This is a genomic window from Anaerovibrio sp., assembly GCF_051866355.1.
Classification (GTDB): Bacteria; Bacillota; Negativicutes; order Selenomonadales; family Selenomonadaceae; genus Anaerovibrio.
On sequence record NZ_JBJDWZ010000147.1, the window covers coordinates 1 to 1,758 of the forward strand.

Annotated in this window: 2 protein-coding genes; both read right to left on the reverse strand. The window is 48.0% G+C overall.

Annotated features, from left to right (window positions below; genetic code table 11):
• Positions 1 to 59: 59 nt before the first annotated feature.
• Positions 60 to 1,055, reverse strand: a complete 996-nt coding sequence (locus ACI3UA_RS07840; RefSeq protein ID WP_439724258.1) for a 3-oxoacyl-ACP synthase III family protein — start codon at positions 1,053 to 1,055, stop codon at positions 60 to 62.
• Between the two features lie 13 nt (positions 1,056 to 1,068).
• The coding region (locus tag ACI3UA_RS07845) for an SDR family NAD(P)-dependent oxidoreductase (protein ID WP_439724259.1) at positions 1,069 to 1,758 on the reverse strand (690 nt) is incomplete at its 5' end.

Sequence of the window (1,758 nt, forward strand, 5' to 3'; positions counted from 1 at the left end):
CGCTATAAGAACCGCATCGGAACAGCTTGCGCCAGACCGATTTTCCTGCCAGCCATCGCTCAAAACGTGCTGGCATAACGCAGATTTATCAAGCACCCGCCCCATGACAGCCCCACGCCAAACCCGATGGACAGAATCAGCGGATTGGCAGGCTTTTCCCGGCGCAACATATCACAAATAGCAATCGGTATAGAGCTTGACACCGTGTTGCCATACTCTGCTACATCATTCCAATAAGGACAATCCATCAAGCCACACTTCTGCTGCAAATATTCCAGCATAAATTTATTAGCCTGATGAAACACAAAATATCCGATATCCTCCTTTGCCTTGCCTGTCTTTGCCAATATCCTCTGTAATGTATCAGGCACAACCTCCAGCGCAAACTCGCTGATAGCGTTTCCCTTCATATGCAAATCAAAATCTGTACGCAGGTTACCATATTCATCTGCCCTTTCAATTCCAGATGCCGTATTATACGGTCTGGCCATACCACCAGCAGGGACAATCAGAGCCGCATATCCACCTCCATCCGTACCTGTCACAAAACCGTCCAGCCCCGGCTCATCCGTATCCACCGCCTCAATAAACGTGGCTGATGCTCCATCACCAAAAAGCGGCTTAACGCTGTTGTCATGCTCATTTATATACTTGCTATAGGTTTCCGCAGTCAGCAACAGAACATTATTGACCTGCCCCGATTCAATCAGTCCCTTGGCCAGGCTCAGCCCATAAATATACCCTGAACACCCCAAGTTGAAATCCAATGCACCGCAATTTTTTGGCAGTCCCAGTCTGTCCTGCAGAATGCATGCCGTAGTTGGCAAAAAATAATCCGGCGACTGCGTACACAGCAAAAGCATTTCAACCTCACTGCGCTTCACCCCCAGAGCAAATACATTTTCCGCGGCTTTTCCAGCCAGCTGTGAGGCAATTTCCCCCTCACCACAGATATGACGCCTGTCAATGCCGGTCTTTTTCCGCAGACGTCCCTGCGGATTTTCCTCCATATTTTCCGGAAGATAATACGCTATCTTTTTGATGTACGCTTTCAATGCTCAACAACTCCTACGCTAAAAATCCTCCATCCACAGCAATGCTGGTTCCTGTTATCCAGCGCGCCCTGCCACTTAGCAGAAACAGCACCATCCCCGTTACATCCTGTGGCTCAGCCAGCCCTAAGAGATGATTTTTTTTAAAAAAATTTTGCTCAATCATCCCATCAAAGCTCGATGTCATAGCCGAACTATTCACCCAGCCAGGCATAATGCTGTTAATGCGATGCCCCTTGGCACAAAGCTCCTTCGCCAACGAGCCGACACAGCCATTTACCGCAGACTTTGAAGCTGCATAGGCAAACATTCCCTTTTCTCTTGATTCTGCGCAGACAGACGAAAACAAAACTATTGACATGCCTTTGTTGCCATATTTTACCTTTGTTATCAACCTGGTTAACTCAATACCGGCCCAAAAACTGATATCCATTATATTTTGAGCCAATTCCTTGTCATAGGTCTTTAACGGCGTAAAATTATTAATTCCGGCCGCATGGATACCGCCATGCAATTTGCCGTTTGCCGCCACAAAATCCTTGACAGCATTTTCCATCTTCTCACTATCACACACATTCAAGGGCGCAATGAATATCCTATCCTTACACTCCGCCTGCAGCTCAAGCAACTTATCCTCACGACGCGCTATAGCCAGCACCCTCGCACCTGACCTTGCCAGCTCAAGTGCAGCCTGCCACCCCATGCC